Here is a 17,769-nt window from a genome sequence, read left to right on the forward strand (position 1 = left end):
GTGGGGTGACTACATAAACCACACAGATTGTTGATACTTGCAGCGGTGTTGGCGCTATACTCCCGCAATTCATCCGGCGACCGTCCTTTGCGGCGATCTCCGCGACTTTCTGGCCGGGGGGACGGTCCCGTCGGCGGCGGGAGCAGACATGACGTCGAAATTCCTCAAATCCGCCATGGCCGATTTCAACGGCGCGTCCATCCTGATCACCGGCGGAACGGGGTCCTTCGGCCGCCAGTTCGTGCGCTATCTGCTGGAACACGCCAAGCCGCGCCGGATCATCATCTTCTCCCGCGATGAATTCAAACAGTACGAGATGCAGCAGCAGCTGGGCACCACGCATGAGGGCGTGCTGCGCTTCTTCATCGGCGACGTGCGGGACCGGTCGCGCCTGGAGATGGCGATGCGCGAGGTCGATTATTGCATCCACGCCGCCGCCCTGAAACATGTGCCCACGGCGGAATACAACCCCATCGAATGCATCCGCACCAACGTCTATGGCGCGGAAAACGTGGTGCATGCGGCGCTGGCCGCCGGCGTGCGCAAGGTCATCGCCCTGTCCACCGACAAGGCGGCCAGCCCCATCAACCTGTATGGCGCCAGCAAGCTGGCGTCGGACAAGATTTTCGTGGCGTCCAACAACCTCTCGGGGTCGGTGGGCACGCGGTTCGCCGTCGTGCGCTACGGCAACGTCGTGGGCTCACGCGGCAGCGTCATCCCCCTGTTCCGCCGCCTGATCGCCGAAGGCGCGGCGGAGCTGCCCATCACCGACGACCGCATGACGCGTTTCTGGATCACCCTGCAGCACGGGGTGGAGTTCGTGGCCTCCTGCTTCGGGATGATGCAGGGCGGCGAGATCTACGTGCCCAAGATCCCCAGCATGCGGGTCAGCGACCTGGCGCGCTGCATGGCGCCGGACCTGCCGCACAAGGTGATTGGCATCCGCCCCGGCGAAAAGCTGCATGAGGTCATGATCACCGAGGATGACAGCCGCCAGACCTTCGAAATGGAGGACCGCTACGTCATCGAGCCGGCATTCAACTGGTGGACACGGCAGGCCTACGTCAAGCTGGGCGCCAAGCCCGTGACCGACGGCTTCAGCTACCGCAGCGACAGCAACACCGACTGGCTGACGCCCGAACGCCTGGCCGTGCTGTTGCAGAGGCCGTGATGGCCGCGCCCCCGCCCTTCCTGCCCTATGGCCGGCAAAGCATAGACGAGGACGACATCGCCGCCGTCACCGCCGTGCTGCGGGGCGATTGGCTGACCCAGGGGCCCACCGTCACCCGTTTCGAACAAGCCTTCGCCGACGCCGTGGGCGCCCGGCATGCCATCGCCTGCGCCAACGGCACCGCCGCCCTGCACCTGGCGTGCATGGCGCTGGGCCTGGGGCCGGGCGACGCGGTGGTGGTGCCCAGCGTCACCTTCCTGGCCACGGCCAACGCCGCCCGCTATTGCGGGGCGGAGGTGGCGTTCGCTGACGTGGACCCCCGGACGGGCCTGATGGGCCGGGCGCAGGCGGAGGCGGCACTGGCGCGGGCGGAGGCGGCCGGCTGGCGGGTGCGGGCCCTGGCGCCGGTCCACCTGGCCGGCCAGGCGGCGGACATGGACGCCCTGGCCGACCTGGCCGAGGCGCGCGGCCTGGCCCTGATCGAAGACGCCTGCCACGCCGTGGGCAGCCGGCGCACCGGGCGCGGCGGGGGCAGCATCGCCATCGGCGCCTGCGACCGGTCCGCCATGGCCTGTTTTTCCTTTCATCCCGTCAAGACCATCGCCGCCGGCGAGGGCGGCATGGTCACCACCAATGACGACGCCCTGGCGCGCGCCCTGCGCCGCGACGTCAGCCACGGCATGGTACGCGACCCGGCGTCCTTCCAGGACCGCGAGGCGGCCTTCGCCGCCGATGGGACCGCCAACCCCTGGTATTATGAGATGCCGGCGCCGGGGTACAATTACCGCCTGACCGACATCCAGGCCGCCCTGGGCTTGAGCCAGTTGGGCAAGCTGGACCGCTTCGTCCGCCGCCGGGCGGAGATGGTGGCGCGCTATGATGACCGGCTGGCGCCATTGGCACCCGTCATCCGGCCGGCCGGGCGCAGCGGCGGGACGCCCGCCTGGCACCTGTACGTGGCGTTGCTGGACTTCGCGGCGCTGGGCCGGGACCGCGCCGCCGTCATGGCGCAGCTGCGGACGGCCGGTGTGGGCAGCCAGGTGCATTACATACCGGTCCACCACCAGCCCTATTACCGGGCCCGCTATGGCCGGCTGGACCTGCCAGGCGCCGATGGCTGGTACGGCGCCTGCCTGTCCCTGCCGCTGTTCCCGGCCATGACGGACGGCGACGTCGACCGGGTGGCGGCGACGCTGGCGCGGCTGGCCGGGGCGTGATCAGCCCGCCCGGGCGGCCAACCGGGCCAGTCGTTCCTGATAACCGGCCGGATAGAGCGCCAACTGACGGTGCATCAGCGGGCCGCCTTCCTGGTTGGCCTCACGGTAGATGGCGACGGCTTCCTGGGACTGCCCGGCACCGTCCAGCACCATGGCCAGCAACAACTTGGTCAGGGGCTGGTTGGGCGCCTGCGCGCTGGCCTGCCGCAGACTGGCCACCGCCTGGGCCAGGGCCCCGGTCTCGAACTCCACCAAGCCCCGGCACTGGTTGGCGAAATAGTTGCGCGGCTCACGCTGGCAACCCGCCTGGGCATGGGCCATGGCCTGGGTGGCATCCCCCCGCCGCAGCGCCACCACGGCGCGATAGCTTTCCGGCACGGCCCAGCCGGTATCGATCGCGGCGCACCGCGCGAAATGCTCCTCCGCCGCCGCCAGATCGCCGGCGCACAGGTCGCGCAGGCCCCATTGGTGCAGCAGGTTCTTGTCGTCGCCACCGGACCCTGAATCGGCGAGGTAGCGCTCAATCTCCGGCAGCGCCTCCTGCGGACGCACCAGCCGGACCAGGCAACGGATGACCTGGAAGCGCAGGTCCGGGCGGGTGGGCACCAGATGGCTGGCGACCTGCGCCGCCGCCAGCGCCAGTTCCGTGCGCTGCACCTGGCCATCGTTCCAGTAGGCGAACAGCGTGTTGGACACGTCGGCCAGGGCGGTCGCCACATCCTCCGCGGAGGCCGCCGGGATGTCCGTCGCCAAGGTCAGGGCGTGGGCCCAGGCGGCCAGCGCGTCGGCGGCGCGGCCCTCCACCTGGGCGGCCAGGCCGGCCAGGGCCGGCACGCGAATGTCGCTGGCGGGCGCCTGCGCCGCCACGCGGCGGACCCAATCCGCCCCTTCCGCCTTGCCATCCTTCAGAAGCCGGGCGGCCAGGGCGGCGCAACCGTCCAGCCACAGGGCCGGCGCGCGAGCCTGCAGGTCAGCCTGGCGCTGGCGGGCCGCGTCGGCATGGCCCAGCTTTTCCTCGGCCAGCACCAGCAGGGGGTAGACGATGGCGAGATCGGGCTGAATCTCCATGGCGCGCTGCAAGGCGCCGTGAGCCGCCTGGGCGTCGCCCCCCATCAGCAGGGCGATGCCCATTTCGAAATGATAGTTGGCGAAGGTGGTCTGGCGTATGCGGTCCCGCCAGCGGCCGATCGCCGCCTCGTCCAGCGCGATTGCCGCCTGTGCCCCTGCCGTCACGCTCATCTCCTGCCTTTGGTCGACGCCGAACCGTCGGCGCACTCTATCAGGGCGCCCCGTCCCCAATCCATGGCCTATCAACACTTAGCGTCTAGCCTTCGGCTGTCTCCATCGCCCTGCCGGCGAAGCGGCGCCCCAGCGCGGCCCAGGCGGCCGGGCCGACGCGCGCCAGGCGGGCGGCCAGCGCGCGCACGCGGGGGGTGTCGCTGGCGATGCAGGCGTCGATCAGCTGGCGGCCCAGCGTCTGGAGCCCGGTCAGGCCGGCGTTGCCGGTGGTGGCGACCAGATCTTGCGCCTCCGCCCGCAGGGAGGCGAGGTCGCCGGCCTGGGCCAGGGCGCCGACACGGCGGACGCGCGCCTCGCCATGTTCCACGAAGTTACGCACCAGGATGGCGAAGTCCGCCGGTGGCACCAGGGCCTGCAGCGCCGCCAGCGGGGCGGGATCAAGGCGGCAGAGACCGGCGTCATCGTCCTCCATGGTGGTGGGCCGGGCGGCCGGCACGGCCATGTCGCCCGGGGGATTTTCGCCATGGTCGGTGCCGCTGGCCACCCAACGGGCGACCGTATCCAGGAATTGCTGCTGGTCGAACGGTTTGGACACATAGTCATCCATGCCGGCGGCCAGGTAATCCTCGCGCATGCCCACCATGGCGTTGGCGGTCATGGCCAGGATGGGCAGGCGGCGCAGGCCCAGGTCGCGGCGCAGCGCCCGGGTGGCGGTCACCCCATCCATCACCGGCATCTGCACGTCCATCAGCACCAGGTCATAGCCGGTGGCACGGCACGCGGCCACCGCCGCCTGCCCATCCTCCGCCATGTCGACGGTATAGCCCTCGCGTTCCAGCATGATGCGCGCGACGGAGCGGTTGACCATGTTGTCGTCGACCAGCAGCAGGTGGCGGCCCTGCCCCCGTGCCGCCGCCTGACGCCCGACGCGTTGACCCACCGGGGACGCCGCGTCGCCCTTCCCGGCGGCCGCCACCTCGGCGGCGGTACGGCCGCCGTGCGCGCCGGCGGGGCGCAGCGGGATATCCACGATGAAGGTGGCGCCGGCACCCGGCGCGCTGTCCAGGGTGATGGTGCCGCCCATCAGCCGCACCAGTTCCCAGGAAATCGCCAAGCCCAGGCCCGTGCCGCCGAATCGGCGATTGATGGAGGTGTCGGCCTGGGTGAACTTCTTAAACAGGCGGCCTTGCTGGTCCGCGTCCATGCCGACGCCGGTATCGGCGACGGTGAACCGAAGAGGGCGCCGCGCGTCCGGCGCCGCCTGCCCCCCGACCGCCTCCGCCGGAACCAGCGACACGGTCAGGCTGACGCGACCCTCGGCCGTGAACTTGACGGCGTTGCCCATCAGGTTCAGCAGCACCTGGCGCAGGCGGGTGGGGTCGCCGTTGTAGGCGCCGGCCGCCTCGGGCGCCAGGGTGGCGGTCAGCTCCAGGCCCTTTTCTCGCGCCTGGGGCGAAACCAGGGTCATCACGCCGTCCACCACTTCGCCCAGGGCGAAGTCCACCGTCTCCAGCTCGACCTTGCCGGCCTCCAGCTTGGAGATGTCCAGGATGTTGTTGATGATGTTCAGCAGGCCCTGGGCGCTGTCGTGAATGGCCTCGGCATAGGCCCGCTGCTCGGCGACCAGGGATGTGCCCAGCAGGATTTGGGTCATGCCCATGATGCCGTTCATGGGGGTGCGGATCTCATGGCTCATGTTGGCCAGGAAATCCGACTTCGCCCGGCTGGCCGCCTCCGCCGCCTGCTTGGCGCCCGCCAGATCCTCCGCCAAGGCGGCCAGTTCACCCTCGCGCCTCTTTTCCCGGGTCACTTCCGACAGCGTCACCACCAGGCCGCGTCCCCAGGGCACGGCGGTGACGCGGAACCAGCGGTCATCCTGGTCGCGGTGGTATTCGAAGGTGGCGGGGACGCCCGTGTCCACCACCTCGACATAGCGGGTGAAAAGACTGTCGCGGGCCAGTTCCGGGAACAGTTCCTTCAGCCCCTGGCCCACCAGGTCGGATGCGTCGCGGCCCGCCATTTTCTCGCCCGCGACGTTGACCAGGGCGAAGCGGAAGTCGCTGACGGAGCCATCCTGGTCCCGTACGGTCTCGTAGGCAAAGACGCCGTCGAGGGAGGCGTTCAGCACGCTGTCCAGCAAGGTCCGCTGGGCCTGAAGGGTGGCGCGCGCGGCCTCCAGCTCCGTAACCTGGGCGTTCAGTTGCAGCGTCGCCGCCACCTGGTCCGACACGTCGCGCAACAAGGCGACATAGTGGGTGATCCGCGTGTCCACCCGGGCGGGGAAGATCGCCAGGTCCGCCCAGAAGGCTTGCCCATCGCGCGTGTAGTTCTGCAGGCGCTGGCGCACCGGTTCCCCGGCCTTCAGCGCTTGGCCGATCCGCTCCAGCGCGGCCTTGTCGGTGAGCGGTCCCTGCAGGAAGCGGGGGAACGTCCCACCGCCTCCTCGCGCGGGTAGCCCGTCACGGCGGTGAAGGCCTCGTTCACGAAGATGATGCGGGGGCCCGGCTCCTCCAGGCTGCCCGCCTCTGTGATCATGATGCCGTCCGTGGCATGGACGGCGACGGACTGAAGCAGGCGCAGCCGTTCCTCGGCCGCCACCTGGCTGGTGCGGTCGCGCCCCGAGCCGCGATAGCCCAGGAAGGTGCCGGCCTCGTCGAAGACGGGCTTGCCGCTGACGACCACATGGCGGGGCACCCCATCCTCGCCGCGAAGGCTGTAGGCCAGGTTGCGGAAAGGCTGGCGCGCGGCCAGGCATTCCTCGTAGGCCCGGAAATCCCCGCTGTCGGGGTCGATGGCGAAATCGCGGCGGGTGCGCCCCAGGAAGTGCGCTGCCGGCACGCCCAGGCTGGACACCCCCTGGGACATCTGGATGAAGCGGCCCTGCGGGTCCGTTTCCCAGAACCAGTCGCTGGACACCTCGGTCAGGTCACGGAACTGGGCCTCGCGCTGGGCGATGTCGCGCTCGTGCCGGTCCAAGGCCACCGCCATGTCGTTGAAGGCGCGCGCCAATTGGCCGAACTCCGCCGCCCCGGGGGCGACATCGGCCCGCACCCCGCGGTCACCGGCCCCCAGGCGGGAAACGGCATGGCGCAGGGACACGACGCCCCGCAGCACCGTCGCCTCCACCCCGACCCAGCCCAGCAACAGGGCGCACAGCGCGGCCACGCCGCCGAACGCCAGGGTGCGCCGCTGGTCGGCCAGGATGGGGGCGAGGACGGCGGCGCGATCCACCGCCACCACGACATGGGCGCCGCTGCCGGGCAAGGTGGCCATGCCCACCAGCCGATCCACCCCGTCCAGCGTGACGAACTCGCCCCGGTCGGCGGTCCCCGTCAACACCGCCTGGACGAAGGGATGGTCCTTGAAGTTCCGCCCCACCAGATCCCCCCGCTCCGGCAGGCGGGCCAGCACCGTGCCGGTGCGGTCCAGCACCAGGAACAGGGAATCCTCATGGGCGAAGCGGGCACCGGTCTTTTCGATCCAGTCCATGCTGAGGCCCGCCATCACCACCAGCACCGGCTTGGCCGGTTCGGCGCCCGCATGGTCGGTGGCGCCAACCGCCACCGGGACGGACGCGAACACCGGCTGGGCGGTCCCCATGATCACCCGGTTGCTGGGCCGGCCGAAGACATAGTCGCTGGTGCTGGGCCGGCCGGTGTCGAAGGCCTGCCGCACATAGTCGCGGTCGCTGTAGTTGGACCACGGCTGGTCGGCGGAGGAACAGACGACCGAGCCGTCGGGCCGCACGACATGGATGTTGGAAACCCAGGGCTGGGACGCCTTCAGGATACGGGCGTCGTCCACGCACTGTTCCGGGGGCAGCTGGGCCGAATGCTGGGCGAAGCCCCGGCTGAGACGCCGCACCTGGTCCAACAGGCGTTCCTGGTCGTCCGCCGCCATGCCGGCCAAGTCCGCCGCCTGGGCCTGGGCGGCGGCGATGGCCTCATCCCGCCGGGCCCGGCTTTCGCCCAGCAACAACAGGAAAAAGGGCACGGTCGTGCCGATCAGCAGCAGCAATAGGCGCCGCCGCAAGCCCAAGGCCATCCGATTTTCCCCCTCAAGCCGGGCGTCCCGTCCCGGCCGATCATCACCGCCCCCTTTGTCGCATCCGCCGACAGCGGCGTCCACAACGCGGACGGGGAGGCTTACTCGGCGGCCCCGGCCACCACCTGGCCACCCGCCGGATGATCCGTCGGCCGCCCCATGAGGCGGGAGGCGAAATAGGCCAGTTCCAGGGCCGGCCCCCGGGCACGGGCGGCATCGTCCAGGCCCCGGGTGCCGTGCCCGCCCTCGTCGCTTTCATAGAACAGCACCGGCTTGCCCAGCGCCTCCATCCGCGCGGCGAACTTTCGGGCGTGGCCGGGACCCACCCGGTCATCGTGGGTCGCCGTCATGATAAGCGTTTCCGGATAGGTCCGGGTGGGATCCAGCCGCTGATAGGGGGAAATGCTGGCCAGGAAGGCGCGCTCCTCCGGCACGGAAACGCTGCCATACTCCGCAACCCAGGATGCGCCGGCGGCGATGGCCTCATACCGCAGCATGTCCAGCAGAGGCACCTTAATGGCGACGGCCCCCCACAGATCCGGGTGCTGGGTCAGGGCGACGCCCATGAGCAGGCCGCCGTTGGACCCGCCGCTGATTCCCAGGCGGGCGGGCCGGGTCACCTGGCGGCTGATCAGATCGCGGGCCACGGCGGTGAAATCGTCGAAGGCCTTTTGGCGGTGGGTCTTCAGCGCGGCCTCATGCCAGGCGGGACCGAATTCCCCGCCGCCCCGGATGTTGGCGACGACGTACACGCCGCCCCGGTCCAGCCACAGCTTGCCGATGGTGGCGGAATAGGAGGGCAAGCGCGACAGGTTGAAGCCGCCGTAGGCGGTCAGCAGGGTGGGGTTGTCACCGTTGAGAACCAGGTCCTTGCGGTGGACGATGAAGTAGGGGATGGCGGTCCCGTCGGTGGAGACGGCCTGCCATTGGTCCACGGTGTAGGGGCTGGCGTCGAAGCCGGGCGTGCCGGCCTTGACCAGTGTCGCGGCGGCACTGTCCAGGTCCACGCTCCACAGCGCCTGCGGCGTCAGGAAGCCGGCCACGGACACGGTGAGCTTGTCCTTGTCCTCGCTGCTGGACTTGATGCTGATGGCGGACATGTCCGGCAGGTCGACGCGCTGCACCTTCCACCCCCCGTCCGCGCGGGTCAGCACGGTCAGCCGGCCGCGCACGTTCTCGTCACTGGTGACCACCAGGTGCGACTTGGCCTTCACCAGGTTGGTCACGGCCTCATGCGGGCCGGGCAGGTAGACGGGGGCGGCCCGCAGCTTGGCCGGTTCGTGCCGGGCGGCGTCCAGGTCCACCGAAACGTAGGAGCCGCCGGGAAAGGTGCGGCCGGTGGCCGACTGCCAGTCCTGGCCCAGCTTCACCACCAGTTGCCCATTGGCCAGAACCGTCAGTTCCGCCAGCGGCGGCAGGCCCAGCCGCAGGGTGCGGCGGCCCTCCACCAGATAATGCTCCGTCGTGAAATAGGTGGGCCGGCGCACCAGCACGATGGCGCGGTGGCCCTGGCGGTCGCGGAACACGGCCGGGCTGACGGAGGTGTCGGTGACCAGGCCCCGGAAGATCTCATGCGCCTCTTCCAGCCGCTGGCCCCGCTGCAGCACCTTGACCACATAGGGATAACCGGCACGGGTCATCGCCGTGCCGCTGGAATCCCAGCCCCGGGCCACCAGCAGGGTGTCGTGATCCAGCCACACCACCGTCTGCTTGGCATAGGGCAGATGGAAACCGCCGGGCACATAGGCCTTGGCCGCCGGATCGTATTCCCGCACCTCCACCGCGTCCTCGCCGGTGCGCGACAGCGACACCAGGCAGGTCCGCCCCACCACCACCGGCTCGGCGCCGGGCGCCAGCGGGGGCGCGTCGGGATCGACCGTGCCGAAGCAGTTGGAACCGGCGTAGACATGGCGCACGCCGTCGATGGTGGTGACGGCCGGATCCTTGCCATCCACCGCCCCGCCGGAAGGCAGGGCGCCGCTTCCCCCTCCTCCGAGGCCTCATGCGCCAAGAGGGTGGCGGTGGTCGTGAAATCGGCCAGCGGGGCGTCCCGCGTCAGTTCCGCCAGGGTGCGCGCGTTCTGTTGCGCGACCCAGGCCAGAGCGTCCGGCGAGTTGGCGCTCTCCAGCCAGGCATAGGGATCGGTATAGGTGGACGACAGGCCCGACAGCGGCGGGGCCGCGTCCACGGGGGGATTGGTCGCGCACGCCGCCAGGGACAGCGCCAAGGCCAGGGCGGGAAGGATGCGCGCCAGGGCAGGGAAACGGGGACGGGACGGCATGGGGACGCGACAGCCTCGGCGGATCGGAACCCGTCCCCCGGCGCGCCGGCGCGAACGCTGGCGTCAGGGGGACGATGAAACGGGGCCGGAAACATCCGGCCCCGTCCCATGGTTGATCCCTAATCCTTGAGTTTCCGTAAAAGATAGGTGAACTCCAGCGCCTGCCGGCGGGCGGTTTCCTTCAGGTTGGCGCTGGCGGCGTGACCGCCCTCGGTGTTCTCGTAATAGAGGAAGGGCAGGCCCATCTCCTTCATCTTGGCCGCCATTTTGCGGGCGTGACCGGGATTCACGCGGTCATCCTTGGCCGAGGTGACGAACAAGGGTTCCGGATAGGTCACGCCTGCCTTGAGATTATTGTAGGGCGAGATGTGGGCCAGGAACGCCCGCTCCTCCGGGATCGAGGGATCGCCGTACTCGCCGATCCACGACGCGCCGGCGCCAATGACGGGGAAGCGCAGCATGTCCAGCAGCGGCACCTGGATGACGACGGCGCGCCACAGTTCCGGATGCTGGGTGAACTGGACGCCCATCAGCAGGCCGCCGTTGGACCCGCCCTCGATGCCCAGCCGGCGGGTGCTGGTCAGCTTGGTGGCGATCAGGTCACGGGCCACGGCCACGAAGTCGTCGTAGATGGTCTGGCGCTTGGTCTTCAGGCCGGCCTCATGCCAGGCGGGGCCGAATTCCCCACCGCCCCGGATGTTGGCCAGGACATAGGCGCCGCCCCGTTCCAGCCACAGCTTGCCGGCGGTGCCCAGGTAATGGGGCAGCATCGGCACCTCGAACCCGCCATAGGCGTACAGCAGGGTGGGGGTGGAGCCATCGAAGGGCACGTTGCGCGGCCGCACCACGAAGTAGGGGATGTGGGTACCGTCGCTGGACACCGCCTCGCGCTGTTCCACCACCGCGTTGGACGCGTCGAAGCGCGGCGGGGAGGACTTAAGCTTTTCCACCTTGCCCGTGTTGGTGTCCACCAGCGACAGGGTCAGCGGCTCCAGGAAGCTGGCGACGGTGACGAAGGCGCGGTCATGGTCGCGGTCGGCGCCGGTGATGGTGACGTCGGCGTTGTCCGGCAGTTGCAGCTGGGCGCGGCGCCAAGTGCCGTCGGCGTTGCGGTCGGCCACGTAGAGCCGGCCCTTCACATTCTCGGTCAAGCTGAGCAGCAGGTGGTGCTTGGTGAAGTCCACGCCGGTCAGGCCCTCACGCGCGGTGGGGGCGTAGACCACCACCGGGTGCAGATGCTCGGGATCGGCCGCGGCCGCCGCCAGGTCCACCGCCACGACGGAGCCCTGGCGAACGGCGGTGCCGCCGGCGTCCCAGTCCTGCTTGACCTCGACGATCAGCTGGCCATCGTGCAGGCCCTGGACCTGGACCTTCAGCGGCAGGGCCAGGCGCTTGGGCTGGCCGCCCGCCAGCAGGTAGGTCTCCGCCTCGAAGAAGCTGAGGTTGCGGATGATCAAGGTGGCCTGGTGACCCTGGGCGTCGCGCACGGTCATCGCGCCGACCGACATGTCGGTCGGCTGGCCGCGGAACACCTCCGTCGCCTGCTCCAGCGGCTGGCCGCGCTTCAGCGACTTAATGACCAGGGGATAGCCGGCGTTGCTCATGGTGCCGGGGCCCCACTCGCGGGCCACCAGCAGGGTTTCCGTGTCGGCCCAGGCCACCGTCTGCTTGCCGCGCGGCAGGCTGAAGCCGCCGGGCACGAAGGCCCGCGTCTTCATGTCGAATTCGCGCAGGGTGACCGCGTCCTCACCGCCGTTCGACAGGTGCACGACGCAATGGCGGCGGGTTTCCTCGTCGCAATCCGTGCCCTTGAACACCCACTTCACGCCTTCGGCCTTGGCCAGCGCGTCCACGTCCAGCACGGTCTGCCAGTTGGGCTTTTCCTTGCGGAAGCTGTCCAGGGTGGTGGTGCGCCATAGCCCCTGCACATGGTCGGCGTCCTGCCAGAAATTATAGACGGCCTCGCCCCGGAAGCTGACGCCGGGCACCCGGTCCTTGCTCTCGGCGATGGCGGTCGCCTCGGCCAGCAGGGTCGGGTAGCGCGGATCGGCCTGCAGCACGGCGGTGGAACGATCCGTCTCCGCCTTGGCCCAGGCCAGGGCGTCGGCGTTGTTCATATCTTCCATCCAGGCGCGGCTGTCTTCCGGGATGCCGGTCCCGGGGGCGCTTGTGGTCGGCGTGGAATCGGCGAAGGCGGCGGTCGCCCCCAGCAGCAAGCCGGGCGACAGCAGAAGTGCGCTGATCGTGTTTTTCATGAACCCCATCCGTGATGGCGGTCGTCCGCTGCCACGGATCGGCCGCCGCCCCACTGTCTATGCCCCTTGGTAGGGGACCGGATAGTAGTGGGTCAGGACGGAGACGGATGCAATATCCTGATTGGGGCAACTTGATTGGGGCAAATCCGCGCGGGCTCAGGCGTCCCCGTCGCTGGCATCCCCATCGCTGGCATCGACGACGCCATCCGGCGCCTTGCGGAAGACGGACGGGGTGCCGACGTACAGCAACACCGCGTCACGGTCGGACGTGTTGCGGGCGCCATGCGGGTGCAGGGCATCGAAATGCAGGCTGTCACCGGGGCCCAGCCTGGCCTTGGTATTGCCCACCACGCCGGTCACGTCGCCCTCGATGACATAGAGGAAATCCTCCCCCTTGCGCTGGCCGGTGGGGAAGGCGTGCCCGGGCGGCACCCGCATCAGGACGATGTCCAGCTTGCGATCCGCCAGGTCGCTGGCCAAGTCGATGTAATCCACCGGGCCGTCGGCCTCGATGCGCCGGGGCTTGGCCGCGCGATGGACGATGGGGCCGCCCTCCGGCACCTCCATGAAATAGCTGAGATCCACGGTCAGCGCATCGGCCAGCGCCAGCAGCGACACCAGCGACGGCACGCTCAAGTCGCGTTCCGCCTGGCTGATGAACGGGGCGGACAGGCCGGAGAGTTGGGCCACCTGTTGCAAGGTCAGGCCCAGCGCCTTGCGCCGGGCGCGGATACGGTCGCCCATCGGCATCTGACGCCGCCGGTCGGCGGTGCTGGCGATCTGCATGGCAAAGCCCCCTCTCGTCCCGGGCCCCCCGTGGCCGGGCCCGGCCGCACCCCCTGGGTTCGCCCCAGGATGGTGATGCCGGCTGAACAGTTGTTCCCTCCTGTAAAGGGCGGACGCGCCGCGGTAAAGCCGGCAACCCCAGCCCCGGCCGCATGGCCGCGACGCCCCCGACGGGACGGTTCAAAATTATTGATGGGTCACATATTTGATGGCGAAGCGCCTCAGGCGTCCTTGAACGCCACGCGGACATTGCCCCAGACGCGGCCGCGCACCCGGATGGGGGCGTCCACCTCCTTCAGGGTCACGATGACGCCGCCGCCCATGTCGCGGGAATACGACTGCACCAGGAAGTCGCCGGTGTTGCGGCCGGCGGCCAGGCCGGCGCGGTCGTTGAACAGGCGGCGGTTGCGGCTGTTGGCCATGTTCCACACATATTCCCCCGGCCGCTGCGGCTGCGACACCCGCTTCATGTGGGTCGGCAGATAGCCGGAGGGGACGACGGCGGCGCAGAACTGGACACGGGGGTCGCCCGCCGCCACCGTTTCCTGGATGTCGGGGAACAGGCGGTCGGTCACGGCGGTGTAGGGCGCCATGTACTGTTGCGGGTCGGTGCCGGGTATGGGGTCCAGGTCGGGCGAGAACAGCGCGTCCTCGGCGAGGTCACCTGATTGCAACGCCCCTTCCAGCGCCTGTCCCATGCGGCCGGCGGCGGACAGCGCCAGGTCGATGAAGCCGCGATGCCGTTCCAGGGCCCGGTCCATTACCGACCTCAGCCGGTCGGTGGCGGCGGCGTCGACATGGACGAAGCACAGGTGCAGGCCCAGCTCGCTGGTCCCGGCCACGACAGCGGCGACGGTGCCCAGGCCATCGGCCGCCAGCGCCACCTCCTGCTGGTCAGCCAGGACCGGCAGGCCGTCCACCGCCACCACGGCGCCCCGCACCGACAGATCGCGCAACTGGCCGGAATAGGCCCGCCCCTCCACCCGCACCGTGGCCGGCAGGTCGCAGGGCACCCGGTCGGCCGCGCGGCGATCACCGGCCACCGACTGGCGCAAGGCGATGGTCATGCGGCGTTTCAGGTCCACCATCGCCGTTTGCGTCTCGCCCACGCGCAGGTCCAGGTCGGCGGCGATGGCGGCGATGTCGTCGGACTGGTCCCGGATGCTGCCCACGCTTTGGGACACCTGCTCCGCCGCACCGGCGGAGTCGGAGGCGCTGCGCCCGATTTCGGCATTGGCGGCGGACTGCTGTTCGACCGCCGCCGCCGTGGCGGAGGAGGTCTCGTTGATCTCGCCGATCACAGCGATGACGGCCTGGATGGCGTCCACGCTGGCCGCCACGGCCGCGCGCAGGCCCGCCACCTGGGCCCCGATCTCATCGGTCGCCTTTTGCGTCTGGCCGGAGAGCGACTTCACCTCATGCGCCACGACGGCGAAGCCCTTGCCGGCCTCCCCCGCCCGCGCCGCCTCGATGGTGGCGTTCAGGGCCAGCAGGTTGGTCTGGCCGGCGATATCGGCGATCAGGGTGGTGACCGCGCCGATCTGCTGCGTCGCCTCCTCCATCCGGTCGATGGCGCCGGCGGCCAGCTGGGCGCTGTCCACGGCACGACGGGCCACGTCGCTGGAGCGGGCGGCCTGCCGGGCGATCTCCTCCCCGGCGGCGCTCAGTTCCTCGGTCGCGGCGGCGACGTTGCCGGCGTTGCCGCTGGCCTGTTCCGCCGCCGCCGACACGGCCACCGTGTTTTCGCGCACCACGGCCACGGACTGCTTCAGGTGGGCGACCCCGTCCACGGCCCGATGGCTGCCCCGTTCCACCCCCATCCAGGTGGCGGTCAAGTCGGCCTCGATGGCGCGGCAGGTTTCCAGCAGCGCCTGGCGCGCCTCCTCGCGCGTGCGCTCCATCAGCTCCGCCTTTTCATCGGCGCCGAACGCCAGCCGCGCGCGCAAAGCGCGCAGGCTGGCGGTCACGGTCTGGAACTCCGCCGCCGGGTCGGGCGGCATGGCCTGGTCGAAGCGCCCCGCCGCCAGGGCGGCGAAGTGTCCCTCCTGGCGGTCCAGGGCCTGGCGCAACGTACGCAGAACCCAGGCGCCCCCCAGCACGGCGATGGCCAGCGACAGCAAGGTCATGACGACGTTGGCGCCCAGCCACGAACCGCCGGCGGCCGCCCCGCCCGATCCCAGGAAGCGCACGCCCCCCGCGCCCAGCGTGCAGGCGATCATCGCGCCCATGGTCAGGACGATACGGCCGCGCACGCTGCCCGCCAGGGATGCCAAGCGCGCGCCCGGGCCGGCGGCCACGACGACGCCCTCCTTCAGGGCGCCTCGGCCGCTGCGAAGCCCGGCATACAGCGCCTCCGCGGCGCGCACCTCATCCCGGGTGGGCTTGCTGCGGATGGAGATGAAGCCGGTGACCGCGCCGTCCTCCACGATGGGCGTAACGTTGGCGCGCACCCAATAGTGATCGCCGGTCTTGGTGCGGTTCTTGACCAGGCCATCCCAGGGACGGCCGGCCCGGATGGTGGCCCACAGGTCCGCGAAGGCGGCCTTGGGCATGTCGGGATGGCGCACCAGGTTGTGGGGGGCGCCGATCAGTTCCTCATGGCTGTAGCCGCTGACCCGGATGAAGGCGCGGTTGGCATAGGTGATGCGCCCCGACGGATCCGTGCGGGAAACCAGCAGCTCACCGTCGCGCAGCTCCACCTCGCGATTTGTCACGGGTCCCGTGTCGCGCATCGCCATCATCCTCCCCAGACGCCACCCAGGCCCAGGCACCCCGGGCCACGTTCCCGCCCTCGGTCCCCTTCGGGGCGCCAAGCGGGCGTTCCGCATCACACCGTATAAGGTAATCCCACGGGATGCCATGGACCGACTAACCAAAAAGGCGTGCCCAGTGCCGTCAACACGCTTCATCGTTACGCTTGAGATTGAGAGTGATTCTCATTACTGTGCCCGCGACGGTCACAGCAGCAGGTTCGATATGCCCGACGATCTTATGATCAGCCCCCGCGACCATCGGCCCCCGCCCACCCCGCTGGAGGGGTTGAGCGCCGGGGAGCGGCTGTTGGTGTGGAGCCTGCGCCACATGGCCCAGCCCTATGCCGGGTCCAGCCCGGCCCGGCCCGGCTGTCCCTTGATCCGCCACGCCTTCCTGCAGGCCTGCGGCGAGGATGCGGATGAGGTGATGGTGACCTTTCGCGCCTTCCTGCTGCTGTATGGCCGTTCGGCGCGGGAGCGGCCGCGGGTGGGCTGCCCGGGATGCCCCGACCTGACACCTGATGAACGCCAGTTGCTGCGCCTGCTGGCGCTGGCCCAGCCCTCGGCCGAGCCCAGCGCCCCGGCTCGGCTGTACGCCCTGGTGGAACATCTGATGCGGCCCGGCACCAGCGACGGCGTGCTGGTGGCGTCGCGGGCCATGGCCTGCGCGCTGGGCGCGCATGGCCTGTCCCTGCCGGTGCGCCCCCTGGCGCTGGAGCGCATGCCCCTGCCCGGGCGCTACGACGCCTGAGGCGGGGGGCGTGCCCCTCATCGGTGTCAAGCTGCACGCGGTCGCCGCCCGCCGCCTTGGCGGCATCCAGGGCCTGGCCGGCGCGGCGCAGGGCATCCGCAAGGACATCGCCACCGGGGCTCCCACCGGGGCCCCCGCCGGGGACCTGTCCAGGGGCGTCCTTGGCCGACGCATCCCGGGTCAGGGTCGTGGAAACCCGGGCGATCCCGATGCTGACCGTCCAGGCCAGGGTGGCCTGGCCGTTGATGGGGGCGGCGCCCACCGCGCGGCGCAAGCCCTCGGCGCGGGCGGTCGCGTCCATCAGGTCGGCATCCGGCAGCATCACGGCGAAGGCCCGCCCGCCCATGCGGCCGGCGACCTCGCCCTGCCGCAGCCATCCCCGCAGCAGCCGGCCGAACTGGTCCAGGGCCCGGTCCCCGGCCTCAGGGCCCAAGGACTCGTTGAGGGCCCTGAAATGGTCGATGTCGATGAGCAGCAGGGCCACCGGCTGGCCCGCCTCCCGCCGCCGCCGCACCTCGCGCCCCGCCACATCCAGGAAGTGGCGGCGGTTGGGCAGGCCGGTCAAGGCGTCATGGGTCGCCATGTCGTAAAGCCGCGTGGCGGACGCCTTCAGCCCGCTGACCAGGGGCCGGAAGATGAACAGCGCCTCCGCCAGCAGGGTGGTCAGCAGGATGGCCAGCACCCCCTGCTGCGCCCGGCGCAGCCCGTCGATCCGCTGCGCCGCCTCCACCTCGAACTGGCGCACGGCCTCGTCCAGCAGGGGGATGATGACGTCGCGGGTCTGGGTGCGGATGTCGGCGAAGGATCGGGCGCGCAATTCCACGCTGGAATTCGGCGGCCCCTCGTCCCGAGCAAGGATGCGTACGGAGAGGATCAGGTCGCGGGTGCGCCGGTCCAGGTCGGTCGGCGCCGAAAAGTAGAGGGCGCGGGCGGTGTCCGACAGGCCATGGGTGATGCCCAGGTCGCCGTTTCCGGCCAACAGCGCACGATGGGCCCGTTCCATTGCGGCCGCGGCCTGCAGCAGGGGTGTCCGCGCCCCCTCGTCATGATCTTCATAGAAGTCGCGCGCCAGCAGGCCGATGCGCTGCGACAGCATGCGCTGGCGGCCCGCGACATTGATGATGGTGCCGCTGTCGCGCTGCTGGGCGATGACGTGGTCCAGCAACAGGTGCACCGCCCCCGACAGCAGGGCGATCAGGGACAGGGCTACGACATAGGCCACCGTCAGGCGGCGGGTCGGGAGGCGGTCGTCGGCACGCGTCATGTCACCGG

At 70.3% G+C, this 17,769-nt stretch carries 10 protein-coding genes and 1 pseudogene; 3 read left to right on the plus strand and 8 right to left on the minus strand.

Annotated elements, in window-relative coordinates:
* Positions 1 to 148: 148 nt before the first annotated feature.
* Together pseB and pseC are read left to right on the plus strand one after the other, a co-directional pair.
* Positions 149 to 1,171, plus strand: a complete 1,023-nt coding sequence (gene pseB / locus ULB03_RS18795) for a UDP-N-acetylglucosamine 4,6-dehydratase (inverting) (RefSeq protein WP_322484628.1) — start codon at positions 149 to 151, stop codon at positions 1,169 to 1,171.
* Positions 1,171 to 2,388: a UDP-4-amino-4,6-dideoxy-N-acetyl-beta-L-altrosamine transaminase gene (pseC, locus tag ULB03_RS18800; RefSeq protein WP_322484629.1), complete on the plus strand. Its 1,218-nt coding sequence runs from the start codon at positions 1,171 to 1,173 to the stop codon at positions 2,386 to 2,388. The genes pseB and pseC overlap by 1 nt, the downstream gene beginning before the upstream one ends.
* On the opposite strand, the gene ULB03_RS18805 is transcribed toward pseC, so the two are convergent.
* The 7 genes from ULB03_RS18805 to ULB03_RS18835 all read right to left on the minus strand — a co-directional run bounded on the left by ULB03_RS18805 (position 2,389) and on the right by ULB03_RS18835 (position 15,725).
* Positions 2,389 to 3,627 carry a UDP-N-acetylglucosamine--peptide N-acetylglucosaminyltransferase SPINDLY family protein gene (locus tag ULB03_RS18805; RefSeq protein WP_322484630.1) on the minus strand — a complete coding sequence of 413 codons (1,239 nt, stop codon included), beginning with the start codon at positions 3,625 to 3,627 and terminating at the stop codon, positions 2,389 to 2,391.
* 85 nt (positions 3,628 to 3,712) lie between these two features.
* The gene (locus ULB03_RS18810) at positions 3,713 to 6,043 is read right to left on the minus strand and encodes a PAS domain-containing hybrid sensor histidine kinase/response regulator (protein WP_416211172.1); all 2,331 of its coding nucleotides are present in this window, start codon (positions 6,041 to 6,043) and stop codon (positions 3,713 to 3,715) included.
* The gene (locus ULB03_RS18815; RefSeq protein WP_322484632.1) at positions 5,989 to 7,671 is read right to left on the minus strand and encodes a PAS domain S-box protein; all 1,683 of its coding nucleotides are present in this window, start codon (positions 7,669 to 7,671) and stop codon (positions 5,989 to 5,991) included. The genes ULB03_RS18810 and ULB03_RS18815 overlap by 55 nt, the downstream gene beginning before the upstream one ends.
* A gap of 101 nt (positions 7,672 to 7,772) precedes the next feature.
* Positions 7,773 to 9,626 (minus strand): prolyl oligopeptidase family serine peptidase, encoded by a 1,854-nt coding sequence (locus ULB03_RS18820; RefSeq protein ID WP_322484633.1) that lies wholly within the window; start codon positions 9,624 to 9,626, stop codon positions 7,773 to 7,775.
* Positions 9,627 to 10,071: 445 nt separating this feature from the next.
* Entirely contained in the window at positions 10,072 to 12,207 is a 2,136-nt protein-coding gene (locus ULB03_RS18825; RefSeq protein WP_322484634.1) for a prolyl oligopeptidase family serine peptidase, read from the minus strand.
* A gap of 156 nt (positions 12,208 to 12,363) precedes the next feature.
* Positions 12,364 to 12,993 (minus strand): helix-turn-helix domain-containing protein, encoded by a 630-nt coding sequence (locus tag ULB03_RS18830; RefSeq protein WP_322484635.1) that lies wholly within the window; start codon positions 12,991 to 12,993, stop codon positions 12,364 to 12,366.
* 221 nt (positions 12,994 to 13,214) lie between these two features.
* Positions 13,215 to 15,725, minus strand: coding sequence for a methyl-accepting chemotaxis protein (locus ULB03_RS18835; protein ID WP_322484636.1), 2,511 nt, complete (start codon positions 15,723 to 15,725; stop codon positions 13,215 to 13,217).
* Positions 15,726 to 15,969: 244 nt separating this feature from the next.
* On the opposite strand from ULB03_RS18835, the gene ULB03_RS18840 reads away from it, so the two are divergent.
* The gene (locus ULB03_RS18840; RefSeq protein ID WP_322484637.1) at positions 15,970 to 16,497 is read left to right on the plus strand and encodes a hypothetical protein; all 528 of its coding nucleotides are present in this window, start codon (positions 15,970 to 15,972) and stop codon (positions 16,495 to 16,497) included.
* 232 nt (positions 16,498 to 16,729) lie between these two features.
* Here ULB03_RS18840 and ULB03_RS27495 read toward each other — a convergent pair.
* Positions 16,730 to 17,761, minus strand: a pseudogene (locus tag ULB03_RS27495) (diguanylate cyclase); the annotation flags it as partial.
* Between the last annotated feature and the right edge of the window lie 8 nt (positions 17,762 to 17,769).

Origin of the sequence: Nitrospirillum goiasense (assembly GCF_034427435.1) — a bacterium.
Taxonomy (GTDB): Bacteria; Pseudomonadota; Alphaproteobacteria; order Azospirillales; family Azospirillaceae; genus Nitrospirillum.